Here is a 19,233-nt window from a genome sequence, read left to right as displayed (position 1 = left end):
CAATGGTCAACAGTCAAAGTTGGTACTCAAAGACGATTAATATTTTTTTAGAATGTCTTCTAGCGACTGCGGCTTATCTTCTGGAATGGTTTGGAAGAACACCTTAATGCCGTGATCTTTCAGATCGCCCAAAATGCCCACATCTTTGTCGTCTAGCGTAATATTTTGGAACACGGCTTTGCGGCTTGGGCCACCGCCTAATCCCCCTACCTGAATAGTCTGCACATCAAAGCCTTGATGCACGGCGTCTTGCACCGCCGTCAGCGATGGGAACAGCACCAGCACTTTTCCTTCACCCAGCTGATTTTCTTTCCACGCGGCGGCAAAACTGCTGTTGCTGTAGCAATCCACTTTGATGCTTGGCGGTGCCGCCATCAGATAGATATTTTTCATAAACGGATCGGCGTCCAGTTCGTCGCTGACCACCGCAATGCGGTTTGCTTGAGATTGTCCAACCCACTTAGTAACAACCTGACCATGAATTAAACGACTGTCGATACGACATAAAACGATGCTAGCCATGTGATTTTCCTTTTCGTTATTCGGTTTTATATTTCGGATTTAATGGGTTATGCGTTGCTCTGAAGGCTATTGATATGCGCCACCACGTCGAGGCAACTGTCGCGCCCAGCCTCAACCAGCTGTTCGATTGCATCGGTCAATAAACCGGTTTCTCGCAGCTCTAAAGCCTGTAGCAGCAGCGACGCATTCAGGCCGCAAATCACGCCGATTGGATAATCCACACTCAGCCGAGCCGCCACGTTTGACGTGGTTCCACCGATAAAATCGGTCAGGATTAGTGATCCTTTTGGCATGGCCATTACGGCTTGTTCAACGCGCTGAAAAAACTCGCTAAAGGTATCGACCGGCATGAGCGCAATTTCGGCCACGCCTTGAATATCTCCGGCAACCATTCGTAGACTGGCGCAAAGCTGGCTGCCCCAGCCACCGTGAGTGAGCAGTAAAATCTGTGGTAGGGAATGTGAAGCGGTGGTAGACAAAATGAGCCTCCTGGCATTCAGTCAAAGAAATAAAAGGTTTCTATGGCTGATATAGCAACGCCCGTGCCAGCATTGTGTCACGGCGCGTTTTTTATCGAGGAGGTATGCAGAGAAAGCCCGCAGAGTGCGGGCTAGCGGTAGAGAAGCTCGTAAATATAAATGAATTCTGCGTCAGATAAACGAATGGCATACGCCTCCTCAATGGGAGCGAACGCCTGTTTGATGACACTCATAGCGGCAGCATCAATATCTTGCTGAGTTTCCAGCGCCATCTGTAACGGTTTACGGCTAATCACGATACGCTCCACCATGCAACAGCAGTGGATAAGGAAGCGTAGTGTCACTTGTCGGCTCGGTTTGAGGTCTGAGGCCTGACAGATCCGCTGTAAGACGCTCTCCATTTCCTGCAAGATACGGCGAGGGTTCAGCACCGAAATCTGATTAATGATACTTTCGAGCGTTAGCGCACTGATAAACCGCATTGAACTACGTTCAACTTCTAAGCGGCGTTCCTGAGTGCTGAGATCGGGGTTTAACAAGCTAAGCAGCAGCTCGGGGCCTTGCTCTGAAAACATCTCTTCCAGCGAGATAAAGGGAATGTCCGGCAATCCCGGTTGGAACGTCCCCACAATACCCACCAGCCGTTCATGAGGGGCCAGCACCTGCTGAATACGGTCTAGGCTTCGAACCTCGTTGTAATCCAGAATTAATAAGCGCGTATCCTGCGCCATCAGTTCACCAAAGCTTTCTGACAGTACCTTGTGGATTTTCTCTGCGGTTCCCATACCGGTAATGCAGGACACCACCAGCACTTTTCCCGCACCGGCCTGTTCGGGCGAACACCAATGGCACGGAATTTGTTTCTCCTGCATTAACGCATTCAGCGCGGCAAAATCGCTAGATTCATAGGTCAAATCCAGACCAATCTCCAGCAGGCTGGTCAGCGTCATGTTTGGCAGCAGCAATACTTCAAACTGGAACAATTTGCTGATGGCGCTGCCAAAATGGACCAGCGAACCAATATCGACCATCAGAATCACGCGCCGGTAGCCACGGCTGCGGATCAGGTTGGTAAGCACTTCCAAGGTGTCATGCACTGACTGCTCGAACGGCATATCAATCGCGGTGAGCAGTTCACGCTCTAAAACCTGATTCACATACTGCGCCATACTGGTGGCCGTCGTAGCACCGTGGGCAATAAAAATAACACCAAGCTCGGGGCTATCGTCAATTTCACAGCGGTGCTGGCGACACTCTTTTAGGAACATGCACAGATACACCACTTCGGTCGCAGGGCATTGAATATTAAATATTTCATCGATGCGACGACAAAGCTGCATCGCGTTATTGTATTCGTCTTTGCAGTGATCCAATATCAGGCTTGAAGAGTAAAGCTGAGGAATCAAACCGCGCTGGACATAGCTCAGCAAGGTGAGGAAGTGCTTACGCAGATGATTAACCATGTTTTCTGGCAGAGTAAACCCAACCACCTGCTCAACGTAGCCAATCAGCAGCGCTAAACGCTGCTCAAGCTGGCCACTGTAACCGACCGTCGCAGTGTCACGGCTGTACAAACCATATTCAAATATCGAGCGCAGTTTGTTTTTGAGGATAGCCAGCGTTTCCTGCGGCGGCACGTTGCTGTTGCGTAGGTTGACATATTCACGCGTCAGAAAACGGTAAAACAGGTCGCTGTCTTCTTGCCCCACGGCCGCGCCCAACGAGGGTTTCAGCGCAGATAGGGTATCTGCGCTGATATCCAGCCATTGTTGTTGACCAAATATGCTATCGACCAGCAAGCGTTGGTCCGCACTCGGCATCACCGACTGCTCTACCAGCTTTTTATCCAACGTCAGCACATCGTGTTGCTGCCCCATGCCTGCCGCCCAGCCCTGAGCACACAAGAATTGGATATCACTTTTCAACTGGCCAATATTGCCTTCCAACGGTTTTTCTAGCAGCCACAGCAGCAGCGCTTTATCGACCCGAATGGTGCGGCTGATTTTTCGACTTTCCTGATGCAGGAATCCAGTAATCAGCTCAATTTGCTCTTCCATTGAACGCTCGCGTAAGGCAGGCAGATCGATACTAACCTGAATTCGTCGCTGGAAAGTGCGTAGTAACGTGGAATTCACCGGTTCCGTGGTGGCACAGATTAAGCGCACACTCACCGCTCGCGCCTTATGACTTGAGCCCAACGCTCGAAATTCACCTTTATCTAACAGGGCAAACAGTTTTTCTTGCCCTTCATAAGGAAGGCGATGAATTTCATCCAGCAGCAGATAGCCACCGTCAGCCTGCTCAATAAGCCCAGTTTTATCGCTGGTTGCGCCGGTAAAAGCGCCCTGCCGATGACCAAAAAGATGAGAAGAGAGAAGCTCGGGGTTGTGCGCATATTCAGCACAGTTGAAATAGACCAACGGCAGTGCGTTATTGCCGCTTTGCTGGCAGGCAAACTGATGCATCAGCTCGGCAAAATAGGTTTTCCCCACGCCCGACGGGCCGGTCAGTAAAACATGCAAACCGCTGGGATAGAGTACCGCGGCCTTCCCTTTTTCCACCGCCAGTTTCAGGCTGCGGTCGTAACCAATCAGCGCGGTAAAAGGGTCGCGGGCGATAAGTGGGTCTTCACTTGGCAATAATTCGCTAACAAAACGAACCTCGGTGAGATGGTCCGGTAGCACATGACCAATGAGTGTTTCTACCACCTCGCGATGGAGGAAATAAACCGGACGGGTTTTTACCTTAATAACCCGTTGCTCACTCCACAGTTGGTTAAGATCTTTGCTTACTGAATTACGCGCGAGGCCAAGATTAAAACCAATACTTTCAGCGGTGAAAGCAACGTCGTTTTGCAAATCGGTCTGGTTCAGACCCAATGTTAAGCGTTCTAATTCCTGGCAAATTCTGTCTATACGTTTCATGCTGAGATCTAACCCGTCCCTTAAGTCGCGATTTTTGAACATAGCATAAACCGCGAAAACTTAATGTGCGGGAACCGGCATCAAGGCGCAGTGGCTATCTCAAGCTGAATTAAATAGCTCAGGGCTTGATCTCGATGACTAAAACACATATCCGCAGCGGCCTGAAGTCCGCCACATACGGCGGGCCTGAGCGGTGATAAAAAGATTTTGCAGCGCATGTCATCATCCAACTGAACACAGCGCGTATTAGCGGGTTTGCCGTGAGGCATACCGGGGATCGGGCTAGAAATTGAGGGAGCAATACAACAAGCTCCACAATCGGAACGGCAGTCCATGGAAGTACTCCGGTGGGCTGTCTGAAATGAGCTGCGACAGAGTCAGCGAGCGGAAAATCCGCTCTCCACTTATACAGGGTTTTCATTTTTTCTGCTGTAAAAGCTCACAGCAAAAACACCGATAAATCGACATCATTCGGCGGTTAAACGCGTAACTTTCTGCCTCATCGCGACTTTCTCGCACAAAATCTGGCAAATTCTTTTACCTCACTCGTCATTACTCTGTTTACTTCTCATTAAACAACACGTACCATTGAGCTAGTACATAAGAATTAGCATGCCGCTAATCAGGAGCACAGCATGACGATGGAGAATACCTTGACTCAAACGATACGCCGCCCGTCAGTCCTTGGGGGCGCGATGATTATTGCCGGAACCGCCGTCGGTGCGGGGATGTTTTCAATTCCGGTCGTCACCGCTGGGGTCTGGTTTACCGGTTCTGTCCTGCTACTGATCTATACCTGGGCCTGCATGTACATCTCTGGCCTAATGATATTAGAAGCCAATCTCAATTATCCGGCAGGCGCGAGCTTCCACACCATGGTGGGCGATCTGCTAGGCAAAGGCTGGAACTCGTTGAACGGGCTTTCCATCACCTTCGTTCTCTACATTCTGACCTATGCCTATATTTCAGCGGGGGGTTCAATCATCACCCACACGCTGGAACCCTATTTTGGCGTTGGGCAAACCGCAGCAGGCTTGGTATTCGCCATTGTCGTGGCCTTTATCGTCTGGTTATCGACGCGTGCGGTTGACCGCTTAAGCACCATTCTGATTGGCGGCATGGTGATTACCTTCTTGCTTTCAACCGGTGATATGTTCACCCATGTCGATCCTGCGGTTTTGTTTAATACCGGTGAAGACAAACCAAGTTATTTGCCCTATGCGCTGGCTTCGCTTCCTTACCTGCTAACGTCCTTTGGCTATCACGGTAACGTTCCGGGGCTGGTGAAGTATTATCATAAAGACGCTAAGTCAGTGGTTCGCAGTCTGTTTATCGGTACGCTTATCGCACTGACGATCTACATCTTCTGGCAGTATGTGATCCAAGGGAACATCACCCGCGCGGCGTTCCAGCAGATCATCGCTGAAGGCGGTAACATTGGCAGTTTGCTAAAACAGATGGGCAGCGTTGCTAGCAGCAGCATTGTCAACCAGCTGCTTAACGCGTTCTCTTATATGGCGTTGGCAAGTTCGTTCTTGGGTGTTTCCCTAGGTCTGTTCGACTTTATCTCTGACTTCTTTAAGTTTGATGATAGCCGTGCTGGCCGTACCAAAGCGGCATTGGTCACTTTCGTGCCGCCAACGATTGGCGCACTTGCATTCCCAGATGGCTTCCTTTATGCCATCGGCTTTGCCGGTTTAGCCGCCACTATTTGGGCGGTTATCGTACCGGCAATGATGGCGCGAGCAAGCCGTAAACGTTTCCCACAGGCGACCTATCGCGCACCGGGCGGTTCAGCAATGATTCTGTTTATTATTGCCTTTGGTTTGATTAACGCCGTGGCACATATTCTGTCACTGATGAACTTGTTACCCGTTTATCAATAACTCGTCAAAAACTGTGATGCCGGAGCGCCCGCTCCGGCATTTTGCGTCAAATTTATCTGCTTTTTTATCTTCCCCTCTTGCCTAGAAAACGCCGCGCGGGTAACGTGTCGCCACACGCTAAAGACTGAATTTGCAAACTCATTAACAAGGTTTTTTTATGCCAAGAGCTAACGAAATTAAACGCGGTATGGCGGTCACTTTAAACGGCAAACTACTGCTGGTTCGCGATATCGATGTACAAAGCCCAAGCGCTCGTGGCGCGAGCACGCTGTACAAAATGCGTTTCTCCGATATCCGTACCGGTCTGAAAGTTGAAGAACGTTTTAAGGGCGATGACATTCTGGAAGAGATCTCTCTTAGCCGTCGTCAGGTTAACTTCTCGTATATTGACGGTGACGAATACGTCTTTATGGACAACGAAGACTACACGCCATATACCTTCAAAAAAGATCAGATCGAAGAAGAACTGCTGTTTATTCCTGAAGGTGGAATGCCTGGCATTCAGGTATTAACCATGGATGGTCAGGTGCTGGCACTTGAGCTGCCACAGACCGTGGATATGGAAATCGTTGAAACCAGCCCAAGCATCAAAGGCGGTTCTGCCAGCGCACGTACCAAACCTGCGGTAATGAGCACCGGCTTAACGATTCAGGTTCCTGAATATCTGAGCAGCGGTGAAAAAATTCGCATCCATATTGAAGAACGTCGCTTTATGGGCCGTGCTGACTGATTACGATTCTGCACACCAAACAGCAAAAAGGGACGCGATGGCGTCCCTTTTTTTATCTTCAGCAATATATCTTCAGCAATATAGTGCGCGATGATTATTTCATTTCAGGGAACAGCGCACGCTTAAGCGCAAGTTCAACGCCGCGCACTTCAGCTAAACCTTTCAAGCGACCAATCGCAGAATAGCCTGGGTTAGTTTTCTTCTTCAGATCGTCTAGCATTTGGTGACCATGATCGGGACGCATAGGAATTGGACGCATATCCCCTGCTTTCTGACGACGTTGCTCTTCGGTCAGAATCGCTTTCACCACGGAATACATATCGACATCACCCTGCAAATGCGCACCTTCATGGAAGGTTTTCGGGTTTTGCTCACGACAGGTAGAACGTAAATGCGTGAAATGAATACGATCGCCGAAGGTTTCAATCATCTTAACCAGATCGTTATCGCCACGAACGCCGTATGAACCTGTGCACATGGTGAAGCCGTTATAGATACTATCAACGGTTTCTTTCAGCCATTGCATATCTTCGATGGTTGAAACAATGCGTGGCAGCCCCAGAATTGGACGTGGTGGATCATCAGGATGAACCGCTAGCTTCAAGCCGCACGCTTCGGCAACAGGCACAATCTCTTTCAAGAAATAGCCCATGTGCTCGCGTAGCTTAGCCTTATCAATACCGTCGTACTCGGCTAAACGAGCGCGGAATTGATCCAGCGTGTACCCCTCTTCCGCACCGGGTAAACCCGCAATGATGTTGCCTGTTAACTTAGCAATATCGGCTTCGCTCATGGCGTCAAAATAGGCTTTAGCCTGTACTTGTTCTTCCGCCGTGTAATCCGCTTCTGCATTTGGGCGTTTTAAAATATGCAGTTCAAACGCCGCAAACGCAATTTGATCGAAACGCAGCGCTTTAGAGCCATCTGGCAATTCATATTCAAGATCGGTACGTGTCCAATCCAGAACGGGCATAAAGTTGTAGCAAACGGTATCGATGCCGCAGGCCGCGAGATTTTGCAGAGACAGTTTGTAGTTGTCGATGTGCTGTTGATAGTTGCCGGTTTGCGTTTTGATCTCTTCGTGAACCGGAACGCTTTCAACCACGGACCATGTCAGCCCTTTTGCCGCCAAGATAGCCTTACGCTTCTCAATTTCTTCAACTGTCCAAACTTCTCCGTTAGGAATATGGTGCAATGCGGTGACCACACCGGTTGCGCCTGCCTGACGAATATCATCCAAAGAAACCGGATCGTTCGGGCCATACCAACGCCAAGTTTGTTCCATCTGTCTCTACCTTCTGCGGGTGAAAATACGATTTATCATGATTAAGGGAATTCTTCTGTGGCAGCTTTGGCAGCAATCTCTCGATGTTTCCAGCAAAATAGTGGGTAAAAAACTCAAGCTGTTATACCAAATACCACAGATATCATTTAGCTTTTACCTTACTCTTTGCTGGTTTTCTGTCAAAACCCAATCCACTATTGGTTGATCCACTTCACGAATATTTTAGAATTTTGGACTAACCAATTTCATTTTCTGTCATATGACTTTAGACTGCAAGCCACTTTAGCGATCTTAGAAGATGTCAGACCGCATTAATTCTCAGGCCATAAACGTATTTTTATGCCGTGAGCGTAAGCGCGACAAAGTGGTCTAACATCTTTTGCTTTACCGTTCTGATGCTGACAGACTTTTTCCCGTCTGCCACGTTCATCTTCTCAATGGAGTTCAGCATGAAAAACCTAGCCAACCACTCTTTGCCAGACGGTGTAAAACAGCCCACTTATGACCGTAGCCTTTTAAAAAGTCGTATCGTCCACCTCGGTTTTGGTGCTTTTCATCGTGCCCATCAGGCATTGCTGACTGACCGAGTGCTTAATCAGCAAGGCGGAGATTGGGGTTATTGTGAAGTTAACCTGTTCGGCGGCGAAAAGTTGATTGAACAGCTGCGCGAACAAAATCATCTGTACACCGTATTGGAAAAAGGCGCTGAACATAATCAGGCCGTGGTGGTAGGTTCAGTGCATGAATCACTGCACTCAGAAATCGATGGCATTCAGGCCGTTATCGAGAAAATGGCGGAACCACAGGTCGCCATTGTGTCATTGACCGTCACGGAAAAAGGCTACTGCATTGAACCTGGCAGCGGAAAGCTGGATCTCAATAATGCCTTGATCCAACGCGACTTAGCCACTCCCTTGGCACCAACTTCGGCACCAGGCGTGATTGTGGAAGCTTTACGTTTACGCCACGAACGCAACCTTGCACCGTTTACCGTTTTATCTTGCGACAACATCCCTGAAAACGGTCACGTGGTTAAAAATGCGGTTCTCGGATTAGCCAAGGCACGCGATGAAAATCTGGCTGCTTGGATTGAATTTAACGTCACCTTCCCAAGCACCATGGTTGACCGCATTGTACCGGCCGCCACGGAGGAAACGTTGGCTGAGGTAGCACAGGCCGTTGGAGTAGAAGATCCTTGCGGCATCGCCTGTGAGCCTTTCATTCAATGGGTTGTGGAAGACAATTTTGTTGCAGGCCGCCCGCAGTGGGAAATCGCTGGCGCAGAGCTGGTGAGTGACGTACTGCCTTACGAAGAAATGAAGCTGCGCATGCTTAACGGTAGCCATTCATTCCTCGCGTATCTGGGATATCTGGCTGGCTATCAGCACATTAATGATTGCATGGAAGATCAGGCCTATCGCACCGCGGCACACCGTTTAATGCTGCAAGAACAAGCCCCGACGCTACGCGTAACCGGCGTTGATTTAGGTCAGTATGCCGACCGTCTGATCGAGCGCTACAGTAATCCATCACTGAAACATCGCACTTGGCAAATTGCGATGGATGGCACCCAGAAACTGCCTCAGCGCATGCTGGATTCCATTCGTTGGCATCTTGCTCACGGTAGCGCTTTCCCATGCTTGGCGCTGGGTGTGGCGGGTTGGATGCGTTATGTCGGCGGCGTAGACGATCATCAACAAGATATTGATATTCGTGATCCTATGGTGGAAACATTAAAGGCGGTGGTTGCTGAAAGCCAAGAAGGCGAAGCCCGCGTTCAGGCATTGCTAGGTATCAAAGCGGTATTTGGTGATGAGTTGCCAAAACAAGCTACGTTTGTCGAAGCCGTCATCCATGCTTATTTAGCACTCGTGAAAAATGGCGCGGCTAGCACCTGCGCAGCACTGGTTAAATAATTCATGTCAATTGGCTATCCCACATGGGATAGCCAATATTGTAAATTTAATCTGATCACACTATCGATGTATTAAAACCATCTACAACAGCCACTTATCGCTAAAGATTTTGAGATCTTCTGGGCGTCCGAATAAATACCCCTGCAAAAAATCAAGGTTATATTGTTTAAGATGCTCCGCCTGTTCCGGTGTTTCCACCCCTTCTGCTACTGTCACCATTTGCAGACGTTTAGCTAAATCAATCACGTTATCTACGATATGCCCTGATAGCGCATCTGATCCAATCATGCGGATAAAGCTCTGGTCAATCTTAAGAATATCAATATGGAATTCACGCAGATAAGCCAAGCTTGAGTGGCCAGTACCAAAATCGTCCAGGGCAATAAATACGCCAAGCTCGTGTAGCTCATGGAATATACGATGCGTCATCTCGCTTGGCACAATGAGTTGGCGCTCGGTCAGTTCTAATACCAGCTGAATTTTATACCCTTCAAAGGCGGCAAGAAATTGGCGGCAATCCTCAACCAGACTGAGATCTTTAAAATGGCTCGCGCTAATATTGATTCCGAAATGAAAGTTATAAGGGAGACGCTCCGCCAAAGGCGCAAAATAGTCTCTCACCTGCGCCATCAAATCCTGAGTCATCGGCACGATCAGCCCAGATTCTTCTGCTAAAGGAATAAACTGATTAGGTGCAATCATCCCCATCTGCGGATGACGCCAACGCATGAGCACTTCACATCCCGTGAGATCGTTAGTATTACCGCTAACTACGGGTTGAATAAACGGAATAAACTCATGGTTCTTCAACCCGCTTCTCAGCTCGGACAGAGGCGAATTCACGCGCCCCATTGTACGGTAGGTCACAAATCCCAATAAGACAGCTAAGAGTGGGAATAAAATAATGCTGCCAGAAGAGTACTCCCAGACGTATTCCCAATGGGTGCTGGTAGGAATTTCTGTTGCAACCGTGTAAGGGAAGCGCGTTGATGTCTTAAAATAGCTGGTACCATTGGGCTGGAATTTCTCATCGGAGACATGGCCTGAACTGTCCATCCAACTTGTACCGACTAATAGATGAATTTCCGTTGGTGTTTGCAGTAGCTCCAAAACATTCTTTAGATAATAGCCATCAACGCCCACCAAAACGCTGTGCTCGCCGTAAGGTTTGCGAAATGCAATAAGCGAACGATTTGGCGTTACCGGATTACCATTCAGCATCAATAACATTCCACCGACATATTTACTGGTACTCACACTGGTCGAATATTTTCCCGCCAGAGATGAACAGTAAACATTATCGCCAGTAGCCAGATTAACAGTGCGGATATCTGGAACAACGGTAACCTGATAACGTAACGCGTCCTGCGTTTCAGTGTTACAGGCCTTACCTAAATAATCATGCACCGCATTCGCTGCAGTCTCCGCATTTTGTAACGTCGCATCAAATTGCGATATCGCACGCTGCAGGCGTTGCTCAATATCGCGCTCCATCCCACGCGAAATCTGCCATGAAATAGTCAACACGGCGATAATAAGAATTAAAATAACGACCAGTAGAGAGACGATAAGTCTGGCTACTGGGCGGAAACTCGCTGAGCGAAAAAGCTGTGTCATATATCAGTTACCGGTAATTCCCGACGGATATTATTTTTATTATGTCGAAAAACGACCATAAATAGCTAATCTATTGCGAAATATAGGAACTTACCGCACAAGCTTATGAAAAAGCCAACGGCGAAGCGTCGTTGATAGCGTGCAGTTAAGGTAGTAATGCACTCACAAAAGTATAATGCCTACTCGCTCTGTAACACCGGAGTTGATTCAAATAAAAAACCATCAAAACTTGGATCTTCGGGATCGGAGATTTCTAACAACTTAGTTTTTACGTTTTCCAAATGCTGCCACATCGCCTGTTTCGCAGATTTAGCATCGCGACGTAAAACGGCATGCAGAATCTTTTGGTGATCGTCTAACCAATTCCAACGGTAGCTGAAATCGCTGGTATGCACGTGCAGCCCACTCCACATTGGGTTATGTTTTCTTGCCTGCCAAGCGTCGTGAACCATGCTGGCCAACACGCTGTTTTGCGTAGATTGCGCAAGCAGGCAGTGGAAGAGTTCATCGGCGCTTTCATCGATCGTGCCTGAGGACAATGACTGGCGTTCTTGTTCAATCGCTTTTCGCATCTTCATGATGTCGGCTTTGGTTGCCTGAACGGCCGCAAATGCCGCAATCTCGCTCTCCAGCAACTGCCTTGCCTGAAGCAATTCAAAAGGGCCGTAGGTATTTTCATCGAGATCGGTCACCGCAGCACGTCGCTGGCTTTGCGGCAAAGCAACAACATACACGCCGGAACCTTTACGAACATCAATCAGTTTTTCCAGCTCGAGCATGATAAGTGCTTCACGAACAACGCTGCGGCTAACGCTAAATTGTTCTGCAATATCACGCTCAGGGGGCAAACGCTCGCCAATTGGATACTCTCCTTGCGCAATCAGCTCACGCAGAGTATTGCCCACTTCTTGATACAATCTCATATTGCTACCTTTTATACCGATAACGTGGGCGAATATCGTCTAGCTTACCAATTGGCCAGACCAAATCCCCAAATGATAGGAGCACTTACCTAATTTGGTCTGATTATATCACAGCAGAGAAATGACCTCGGCAAAATACATCAATAACAGGGGCTGGATAACCATAATCCAAACCCCATTTGAATCCACCAACCTATAAAGTATTGAGAAAAGAATTAGCAAAGAAATCTAATGATAATTAATGGTTAACACACCGAGGGTATGTTTGGAATTGATCCAGTTTAATTGACTGGTTCCCACTGAAATAGGGAGATCGACGGGAGCCGTACCTATTTGGCTAATTGGATGACTGACCGTTGCGGTTCGGCCACCGTTGTCACAGCGGGTTTTTATACGATTCTTGTCAATGCCAACGTCACAGGCATCTTCAACAATCGAGCCAACAAAACGAATGACCCCCACATTTCCTGCCTGAGCTTCAGACATCAATCCAGAGAAAAAAGGCAATCCCAAGCCGACAGCGAAAAGCATTGATAACCAAACCTTATTCATGGTCACCCCTTGGATTTTCACACAAATACACGCTAGCCGGTAAATACATCAATCCATGCAAATCCTGCGCATAGAGAGTGATTTAAAGGTAGCAGTCTGTAAAAAACACAACGGCACCAAAACAGGAAACCTTAAGAAAAAATGTCGTTCAGACGATATACAGCAGGTAACTATGCTATAGAGAAAATTATTAGCGTTTAATAAGGCTAAATCAGCAAGCTCACAGTAGATAACGGAAGCGAATATTTTTGCGATATTTTCTTTTTCGTTTAACTTTGGTTTAACGTTGCAGCACTTTCTCTCCCCTGAGATAGTGTGTAATTATGGTAATATTCTGGTCGAAAAGCAGGTAAATCGGGGCGTTAAATGACTAAAGTAAATCTCATCACTGGATTTTTGGGTAGCGGTAAAACCACCACGCTACGCCACTTATTAGCAAACAAACCCGAGAATGAAAAATGGGCTGTTTTGGTCAACGAATTTGGTGAAATTGGGATTGATGGTGCGCTGTTGGCTGATACCGGAGCCGTGTTAAAAGAGATCCCCGGTGGATGTATGTGCTGCGTTAACGGCCTACCCATGCAGGTTGGATTGAATATGTTGTTGCAGCAAGCCAAACCCGATCGCTTGCTGATTGAGCCCACGGGGCTTGGACATCCAAAACAAATCCTAAACCTGCTGACATCTGATACTTATCAAGCTTGGCTAGAGCTAAAAGCCACGCTTTGTGTGCTTGATGCCCGCCAGCTTAGCGATGACAAATACACCAGCAACGAGAATTTCCGCGATCAGCTCGCCGCGGCAGATATCATTGTGGCGAATAAAGACGACACCTATAGCGACAGCGATCGCGAGAAGCTCGATGGCTGGTATCAGCAAGCTGGCTCAGGACGTCGCTTGGTATCGACCCAGCATGGGCAGCTTGATGTGGTATTGCTCGATAGCCCACGTGAAAACATCGCCGAGTTACCTAACGCTAAACATCACCATCATGGTAAAGCGCCTGCTTCAGGCATCGCCGCTCTGCGTCTGCCTGAAGGGCAAAACTGGCGTCGCTCACTGAATCAGGGTCAAGGCTATTTTAGCTGCGGATGGGTATTCAACGCGGAGACCTGTTTCGACACCGTCGCGTTGCTGGAATGGGTACGTCTCGCACCAGTTGTGCGTGTGAAAGGAAGCTTGCGGATCCCTGAAGGAACCTTGATCGTTAATAGACAAGGCGCTGATTTTCATATTGAAACGCAGCAAACCACGCCGCTGGACAGTCGCATCGAGTTAATTCATGACGCTGAAACCGACTGGAACACATTACAAAGCGCGCTCTTAAAAGCGCGTATTAAAACAGCATATTAAACAGATATTTTCATTTTTTACAGGTTAGGCTTAGCACATGACTCGTCGTAATCTGCCGTGGATTATTTTGTGTAATCTCCTTGGCATCGCTTTATTCTTTTCTTGGTATTTGGCTCCGAATCACGGTTTCTGGTTCCCAATAGACTCGTCGATCTTTTTCTTTTTTAACGATCATCTTGTCACCAACCGCGCCTTTCTCTATTTAGTCGCCTATACCAATAATCGTGCGTTTGACGCCATAGCACTGCTGTGTATGGGATTGCTATATCTGTCATTTTTTGTCAAACAAGATGGTTACGGCAAGCGCCGAATGCTAATTTTGGGCGTGGTAATCTTGCTGACTGCGGTGGTTTTAAACCAACTGGGTCATATTCTTCCCGTTAAGCGTGCGAGTCCAACTAACTATTTCTCCCACATTCATCGCGTGGGAGAACTTACTGGAATTAACACCAAAGACAGTTCAAGCGACAGTTTCCCTGGCGACCATGGCATGATGTTGATTATTTTTGCCGTATTCATGCTGCGTTACTTTACGCTCCGCTCATTTATTATTGCACTGGCGATCTTCGTGGTATTTATTCTGCCGCGCATCATGATTGGTGCACATTGGTTTAGCGATATCGCCGTAGGCTCCCTCAGCGTTGTGCTGGTTGGTCTAAGCTGGTGGCTACTCACGCCTGCATCAGATGCCTTATTGAACTTGTTAGACCGGCATTTGCCCGGCAAGTATCGTCCGCAATAATCCATCACTTCCCCCTGAATCCATATAATCGATTAAGGGGGATAAATCAGATATTGCATAAGTTCTCATTCAGATAATTCCTATACCATCTTGCCTTTCTTTTGACCTTTTCATCTCGTGCACATCTTTTTTAATAATCTTTAAATATTACATATTATTACAACAGCTTCTTATTCTTTAAAATGAACAAAAAGCCTCGCCAAACCTATTTCGATCCGGTAATCTTTCAACGTTTGTGCATAGATTCTGAGTTTTTGAGAATAATAGCGACAAAAGTGTGCTCTACCGCACAGATTTCATGTGTAAACATTGTCACATGTGGATCCTATTATTAGTCTCTTGAATGGCATTTATAGATAGCGACTCCGTCGTTAAGGACAAAAAGGAAAATCTTCTACAATGGTCAAGTCTCAACCGATTCTGAGATATATCTTGCGATTAGCACCTGCTATCGCCGCCGCAGTACTTCTGTCGGCATGTAGTGCAAACCATTCTTCATCTGATAGATACGCACAAACTGATACGCATGCAGTTAAAGACAAAGATGGTCTTTTACTTCAAGCTTCTCAGGATGAATTTGAAGCAATGGTTCGTAATGTGGATATTAAATCCAAAATTATGGATCAATACGCAACCTGGAAAGGTGTACGTTATCGCCTCGGTGGCGACAGTAAACGTGGCATTGATTGTTCAGCATTTGTTCAGCGTACTTTCCGTGAACAATTTGGTTTGGATCTGCCCCGCTCTACATCAGAACAACAAGATACTGGCCGCCAAATTCAGCGTACCAAGCTGCGTATCGGTGACTTAGTGCTGTTCCGTGCAGGTTCAACGGGTCGCCATGTCGGTATCTATTTAGGTAATGATCAATTCGTTCATGCTTCCACCAGCAGCGGTGTGACTATTTCAAGCCTGAATGATAGCTACTGGAAAGGCCGTTATCGTGAAGCTCGTCGAGTATTGACCAACCCGGCGCATAGCTAATCCAGACGCACAAACACCTGATTGTCCTAAATGCCAAATAAAACGCGACTTCGGTTGCGTTTTTTTATGCCCGACTCCCTCTGCTTCTCCTTATCAGCACCTTCACAATATTCTGTAATCCGTTCTTGAAGCTGAATGATTATTGCGGTGATTTTGTGATCGGACGGATGTTTTATCCGACTCAGCTTGAAATGCATCACAAATCACTGTGGATCGAGATCTATAAAAAAACAAAAAATTAACATTAAGTTAATCTATTTGTATTCAATTCTTATTTTCTTCCCTAATATCTTGGATGTCCTGCGAAAGAGTCGTTCTCTTTCGCAATGCATTTATATACCTAAAATTATAGGCTGCACCGCAGCTAATCATCTGCGAAGTATCAGCAGAAGACATGCCACTTACAGACAGGTAAAAGGAAGAGACAATATGGTAGAGCAGGTAAAAGTTGAGGCCGCGAGCCCCGCAAAAGGGGAAGAGCATCTACGGCGTAATCTCACCAACCGTCATATTCAACTTATTGCTATCGGTGGTGCCATCGGTACCGGCCTGTTTATGGGATCCGGCAAAACGATCAGCCTTGCAGGCCCCTCGATCATTTTCGTCTACATGATCATCGGCTTTATGCTGTTCTTCGTGATGCGCGCAATGGGGGAACTGCTTTTATCCAATCTTGAATATAAATCCTTTAGCGACTTTGCTGCTGATTTACTCGGCCCGTGGGCTGGATATTTTACCGGTTGGACATACTGGTTCTGCTGGGTTGTCACTGGGATAGCCGACGTCGTTGCAATAACCGCCTACGCGCAGTTCTGGTTCCCTGGACTTTCTGATTGGGTCGCCTCGCTTGCCGTGGTGCTTTTGCTGTTAGGCCTGAATCTGGCAACGGTCAAAATGTTCGGCGAAATGGAATTCTGGTTTGCGATGATTAAAATCGTGGCCATCGTTGCACTGATTTTGATCGGGCTAGGTATGGTGTTAATGCATTTCGAATCACCAACCGGCAGCGTGGCTTCATTTAGCAACCTTTGGAACGACGGTGGCTGGTTCCCGAAAGGCTTAAGTGGTTTCTTCGCGGGCTTCCAAATTGCGGTGTTCGCCTTTGTCGGTATTGAGCTGGTAGGAACCACGGCGGCCGAAACGAAAGATCCTGAGAAATCACTGCCACGAGCGATTAACTCGATTCCTATCCGCATCATTATGTTTTACGTATTTGCACTGATCATGATTATGTCAGTGACACCGTGGAGCTCTGTGGTTCCAGATAAAAGCCCGTTCGTTGAACTGTTCGTGTTAGCAGGTTTACCTGCCGCTGCCAGCATCATTAACTTCGTGGTGCTGACCTCTGCGGCCTCCTCCGCCAACAGCGGCGTTTTTTCAACCAGCCGTATGCTTTATGGCTTAGCGCAGGATGGCGTAGCGCCTAAGCGTTTTGCCCTGCTGTCTAAGCGCGCGGTTCCATCATCAGGTTTAACGTTCTCCTGCGTTTGTCTGCTGGGAGGCGTGGTACTTATTTACTTAATCCCTAACGTTGTTACCGTCTTCACGATGGTCACCACGGTATCAGCAATCTTGTTCATGTTTGTTTGGTCAATCATTCTGTGCTCATACATGGTTTACCGCAAACAGCGTCCTCACCTGCATGAAAAATCTATCTACAAAATGCCTTTTGGCAAGCTGATGTGCTGGGTGTGTCTTGCCTTCTTTGCGTTTGTCATCGTACTGCTCACGCTGGAAGCTGATACACGTCAGGCATTGATGGTGACGCCGATCTGGTTTGTTATTCTGGGACTGGGTTGGATGTTCATTCGCAAACGTCGCAGCACACAATAGATACAGGCTGCACTGATTAAACAAAAACGGGCCATATGGCCCGTTTTTTTATCTCTGACAAGTTGATATTTCTATCAAACTATTAAGATCTCAAATTAACACATACGTTATTTACGGTTTTTGATCACATGGCGGACAGTGACCAAACCTACCGAAGTGATCCCACCTAAAATAAGTGCCAACAAGACAATCAGCGCCGTTTTAGGGCTGTCTTTTTTCACTGGCTCATTAGGCTTCATCATGTATTTGTACGCGGTGAAATTGATATCCGCTAACTTTAGCTCGCGCAGTTTGCTGATAATCATCTTGCTGTCTTGCAAACCGGAGTTCAACTGAGCTAGATCGGTAATCGATTTCTCAATTTCTAGCTTACGCTTTAAACCATCAGAACCCAACGCAATGGAGAAATCAGGGTCATCTTTAATCGCGGTGCCGTTACTATACAGTGGACGTTTCACGCCAGCCGCATCAGCAATAGACAATGCATAACCAAGACGGTTGATATTCACGTCTTGCACATTTTTTAAACGAGCAAGAGCCATATCATATTTTGACTCTTCACTGCTCAGGCTAATATCGATCAAACGCTGGATCTTACCGGCGATAAATTTTTCCACCGAAGCGTTAACGACAGAGATATAACCTTCCAACGTTTTTTGCGCCTCTTCACTGCTATCAGCGGTAAATGACAGCTTATAGTAAGAATAAGCTGTATCAGCTGGAGTCTTACTCAATTCACTGCTGAAGGAAGCAAAAGACTTGGTCGCCAAACTGTCAAGTATCTGACGTTTAGCCAATTCATCATTCGCAGCCACTTTCTCGATAAGCCGCTTATAATAATCCGTTGTGACAAGGTATTCACGGCGTAAGATCTGAGAGTCATAGTCTCGTACGAAGAGGCTTAATAGATCTTTTTCGCTGACGTTAAAATCGATGCCCAGAATAGCCAACTGCGGTTTCAGTTCATCTAGGGAGGTCAGTTCCTGAGTTTGCGGAGCAACAACAACCGCATCACTCGTCCATTTTTGCGGCAAAATCTTAGCAATCCCATACCCGATTAAGCCAAAACAGAACGTTATAATTAAAATTGTTTTATATGATTTAATTGCAATAAGTAACCATTCAATCAAGTCAATTTCATCATCACGTGGGAATGGAGGCTGGAATTTGCGGTTTGAGCTGTCTAAAACAGCATCATTATTTTCATGATGTATAATAGTCATAATGTTACAAGCAAGTCACACTCTGTTATGCACTGTTGAATATGGGTACGGTAGAATTTTCCTGAAAAGGATACTGGATAACTTTTTTGATAGATACAACTTAAAGTGAGATCTTAAAAATAAAAATATAAGCTCAGTGAGAACAAAAAAAACAAATAAATCACCAGTAAAAATAGAACTCAAAGAATTAAACTCTAATTTAAAGAATTTTCTTAGCGTTTTATTTACATTAACCAGGACTTCCCCCGATTAAATTCGCATAAA

The 19,233-nt window shown here is 47.0% G+C and carries 16 protein-coding genes; 7 read left to right on the top strand and 9 right to left on the bottom strand.

Annotated elements, in window-relative coordinates:
* Positions 1-36: 36 nt before the first annotated feature.
* The 4 genes from U0008_RS07180 to U0008_RS07165 all read right to left on the bottom strand — a co-directional run bounded on the left by U0008_RS07180 (position 37) and on the right by U0008_RS07165 (position 4,260).
* The gene (locus U0008_RS07180) at positions 37-522 is read right to left on the bottom strand and encodes a PTS sugar transporter subunit IIB (protein ID WP_025800852.1); all 486 of its coding nucleotides are present in this window, start codon (positions 520-522) and stop codon (positions 37-39) included.
* A 47-nt stretch (positions 523-569) separates the two neighbouring features.
* Positions 570-1,001, bottom strand: coding sequence for a PTS sugar transporter subunit IIA (locus tag U0008_RS07175; RefSeq protein ID WP_162178816.1), 432 nt, complete (start codon positions 999-1,001; stop codon positions 570-572).
* 131 nt (positions 1,002-1,132) lie between these two features.
* The gene (dagR, locus tag U0008_RS07170; RefSeq protein WP_043492123.1) at positions 1,133-3,925 is read right to left on the bottom strand and encodes a transcriptional regulator DagR; all 2,793 of its coding nucleotides are present in this window, start codon (positions 3,923-3,925) and stop codon (positions 1,133-1,135) included.
* 80 nt (positions 3,926-4,005) lie between these two features.
* Positions 4,006-4,260 (bottom strand): YkgJ family cysteine cluster protein, encoded by a 255-nt coding sequence (locus U0008_RS07165; RefSeq protein ID WP_071842617.1) that lies wholly within the window; start codon positions 4,258-4,260, stop codon positions 4,006-4,008.
* A gap of 300 nt (positions 4,261-4,560) precedes the next feature.
* On the opposite strand from U0008_RS07165, the gene mtr reads away from it, so the two are divergent.
* Together mtr and yeiP are read left to right on the top strand one after the other, a co-directional pair.
* Positions 4,561-5,811 carry a tryptophan permease gene (gene mtr / locus U0008_RS07160; protein WP_025800849.1) on the top strand — a complete coding sequence of 417 codons (1,251 nt, stop codon included), beginning with the start codon at positions 4,561-4,563 and terminating at the stop codon, positions 5,809-5,811.
* A 157-nt stretch (positions 5,812-5,968) separates the two neighbouring features.
* Positions 5,969-6,541 carry an elongation factor P-like protein YeiP gene (gene yeiP / locus U0008_RS07155; RefSeq protein ID WP_004096007.1) on the top strand — a complete coding sequence of 191 codons (573 nt, stop codon included), beginning with the start codon at positions 5,969-5,971 and terminating at the stop codon, positions 6,539-6,541.
* A 94-nt stretch (positions 6,542-6,635) separates the two neighbouring features.
* Here yeiP and uxuA read toward each other — a convergent pair whose 3' ends face one another.
* Positions 6,636-7,826, bottom strand: coding sequence for a mannonate dehydratase (uxuA, locus tag U0008_RS07150; RefSeq protein ID WP_025800848.1), 1,191 nt, complete (start codon positions 7,824-7,826; stop codon positions 6,636-6,638).
* A 449-nt stretch (positions 7,827-8,275) separates the two neighbouring features.
* On the opposite strand from uxuA, the gene U0008_RS07145 reads away from it, so the two are divergent.
* Entirely contained in the window at positions 8,276-9,742 is a 1,467-nt protein-coding gene (locus U0008_RS07145; RefSeq protein WP_043492119.1) for a mannitol dehydrogenase family protein, read from the top strand.
* Between the two features lie 81 nt (positions 9,743-9,823).
* Here U0008_RS07145 and U0008_RS07140 read toward each other — a convergent pair whose 3' ends face one another.
* The 3 genes from U0008_RS07140 to U0008_RS07130 all read right to left on the bottom strand — a co-directional run bounded on the left by U0008_RS07140 (position 9,824) and on the right by U0008_RS07130 (position 12,834).
* A complete protein-coding gene (locus U0008_RS07140; protein WP_043492117.1) occupies positions 9,824-11,359 on the bottom strand; it encodes an EAL domain-containing protein in 1,536 nt (511 codons plus the stop codon).
* A 179-nt stretch (positions 11,360-11,538) separates the two neighbouring features.
* Positions 11,539-12,282 carry a GntR family transcriptional regulator gene (locus U0008_RS07135; RefSeq protein ID WP_025800845.1) on the bottom strand — a complete coding sequence of 248 codons (744 nt, stop codon included), beginning with the start codon at positions 12,280-12,282 and terminating at the stop codon, positions 11,539-11,541.
* Between the two features lie 228 nt (positions 12,283-12,510).
* The gene (locus tag U0008_RS07130; RefSeq protein WP_043492115.1) at positions 12,511-12,834 is read right to left on the bottom strand and encodes a YmdA family protein; all 324 of its coding nucleotides are present in this window, start codon (positions 12,832-12,834) and stop codon (positions 12,511-12,513) included.
* Positions 12,835-13,200: 366 nt separating this feature from the next.
* Between U0008_RS07130 and U0008_RS07125 the strand changes: the two genes are divergently transcribed.
* From U0008_RS07125 to cycA, 4 genes are all read left to right on the top strand, one after another.
* Positions 13,201-14,187 (top strand): CobW family GTP-binding protein, encoded by a 987-nt coding sequence (locus tag U0008_RS07125; RefSeq protein ID WP_043492113.1) that lies wholly within the window; start codon positions 13,201-13,203, stop codon positions 14,185-14,187.
* Positions 14,188-14,224: 37 nt separating this feature from the next.
* Positions 14,225-14,929, top strand: a complete 705-nt coding sequence (locus U0008_RS07120) for a phosphatase PAP2 family protein (protein ID WP_025800842.1) — start codon at positions 14,225-14,227, stop codon at positions 14,927-14,929.
* A gap of 399 nt (positions 14,930-15,328) precedes the next feature.
* A complete protein-coding gene (gene mepS / locus U0008_RS07115) occupies positions 15,329-15,913 on the top strand; it encodes a bifunctional murein DD-endopeptidase/murein LD-carboxypeptidase (protein WP_004096016.1) in 585 nt (194 codons plus the stop codon).
* Between the two features lie 429 nt (positions 15,914-16,342).
* Positions 16,343-17,746, top strand: a complete 1,404-nt coding sequence (gene cycA, locus U0008_RS07110; protein ID WP_025800841.1) for a D-serine/D-alanine/glycine transporter — start codon at positions 16,343-16,345, stop codon at positions 17,744-17,746.
* 107 nt (positions 17,747-17,853) lie between these two features.
* On the opposite strand, the gene wzz(fepE) is transcribed toward cycA, so the two are convergent.
* Entirely contained in the window at positions 17,854-18,969 is a 1,116-nt protein-coding gene (gene wzz(fepE), locus U0008_RS07105) for an LPS O-antigen length regulator Wzz(fepE) (protein ID WP_043492184.1), read from the bottom strand.
* Between the last annotated feature and the right edge of the window lie 264 nt (positions 18,970-19,233).

Source organism: Hafnia alvei (genome assembly GCF_034424155.1).
Taxonomy (GTDB): Bacteria; Pseudomonadota; Gammaproteobacteria; order Enterobacterales; family Enterobacteriaceae; genus Hafnia; species Hafnia alvei.
The sequence above is the reverse complement of the archived record's forward strand: the minus strand, read 5'-3'. Positions and strand labels throughout refer to the sequence as shown.

Excerpts from the sequence above, each read along its gene's own strand:
- mtr (WP_025800849.1), top strand. The coding sequence starts at position 4,561 with ATGACGATGGAGAATACCTTGACTCAAACGATACGCCGCCCGTCAGTC.
- U0008_RS07135 (WP_025800845.1), bottom strand. The coding sequence starts at position 12,282 with ATGAGATTGTATCAAGAAGTGGGCAATACTCTGCGTGAGCTGATTGCG.
- cycA (WP_025800841.1), top strand. The coding sequence starts at position 16,343 with ATGGTAGAGCAGGTAAAAGTTGAGGCCGCGAGCCCCGCAAAAGGGGAA.
- U0008_RS07145 (WP_043492119.1), top strand. The coding sequence starts at position 8,276 with ATGAAAAACCTAGCCAACCACTCTTTGCCAGACGGTGTAAAACAGCCC.
- U0008_RS07125 (WP_043492113.1), top strand. The coding sequence starts at position 13,201 with ATGACTAAAGTAAATCTCATCACTGGATTTTTGGGTAGCGGTAAAACC.
- U0008_RS07165 (WP_071842617.1), bottom strand. The coding sequence starts at position 4,260 with ATGGACTGCCGTTCCGATTGTGGAGCTTGTTGTATTGCTCCCTCAATT.
- yeiP (WP_004096007.1), top strand. The coding sequence starts at position 5,969 with ATGCCAAGAGCTAACGAAATTAAACGCGGTATGGCGGTCACTTTAAAC.
- U0008_RS07140 (WP_043492117.1), bottom strand. The coding sequence starts at position 11,359 with ATGACACAGCTTTTTCGCTCAGCGAGTTTCCGCCCAGTAGCCAGACTT.
- U0008_RS07120 (WP_025800842.1), top strand. The coding sequence starts at position 14,225 with ATGACTCGTCGTAATCTGCCGTGGATTATTTTGTGTAATCTCCTTGGC.
- U0008_RS07130 (WP_043492115.1), bottom strand. The coding sequence starts at position 12,834 with ATGAATAAGGTTTGGTTATCAATGCTTTTCGCTGTCGGCTTGGGATTG.
- uxuA (WP_025800848.1), bottom strand. The coding sequence starts at position 7,826 with ATGGAACAAACTTGGCGTTGGTATGGCCCGAACGATCCGGTTTCTTTG.
- U0008_RS07180 (WP_025800852.1), bottom strand. The coding sequence starts at position 522 with ATGGCTAGCATCGTTTTATGTCGTATCGACAGTCGTTTAATTCATGGT.
- mepS (WP_004096016.1), top strand. The coding sequence starts at position 15,329 with ATGGTCAAGTCTCAACCGATTCTGAGATATATCTTGCGATTAGCACCT.
- dagR (WP_043492123.1), bottom strand. The coding sequence starts at position 3,925 with ATGAAACGTATAGACAGAATTTGCCAGGAATTAGAACGCTTAACATTG.